The organism is Proteus sp. fly-1067, assembly GCF_040139345.1.
Lineage (GTDB): Bacteria > Pseudomonadota > Gammaproteobacteria > Enterobacterales > Enterobacteriaceae > Proteus > Proteus vulgaris_B.
This window is the reverse complement of record NZ_JBEEUL010000287.1, coordinates 1-515: the sequence shown is the minus strand read 5'-3', so window position 1 is coordinate 515 and position 515 is coordinate 1. Positions and strand designations below refer to the sequence as shown.

General features: G+C 43.3%; 1 protein-coding gene. It reads right to left on the bottom strand.

Going from position 1 to position 515, the window contains the following annotated elements:
- On the bottom strand, nucleotides 1-515 hold a 515-nt coding region (gene rsuA / locus ABN217_RS20445; protein WP_349460034.1), incomplete at both ends, for a 16S rRNA pseudouridine(516) synthase RsuA.

Sequence of the window (515 nt, the reverse complement as noted above, 5' to 3'; positions counted from 1 at the left end):
GTACTTCTTTTGGGGTGATAATTTCTAATTGAGCAGGTTTAGTCGGATATTTTTCCCCATTTAGCATCACACCTGTCTCGAACCGTTGTGCAACGTCATCAGCAATATCATTTTCTAATTCAACGCGATATGTTTTCTCACAATGATGCTTAGGTGAAGTAATTCGGTGTGACCACTGCCCATCATCGGTAAGTAATACCAATCCTGTGGTGTCAATATCAAGGCGTCCCGCTGAATGTAATTTATCAGCCAATGGTTCATCAATAAAATAGAGAATGGTCGGGTGCGTTGGGTCATCTGTTGAGCAAATATAGCCTTGCGGCTTATGCAACATAAAATAACGAGGACCTGTGACATGCGTTAACACCACTCCATCATAAGCTACCGATTGTTCAGAACTCACTTGTAATGATCCCGATTTAACTATTTCGTCGTCAACAGTCACTTTCCCTGCGCGTAGCTCACGCGCCACTAGACTCCGGCTGATCCCTAATTGCTGGGACAAAAACTTATCC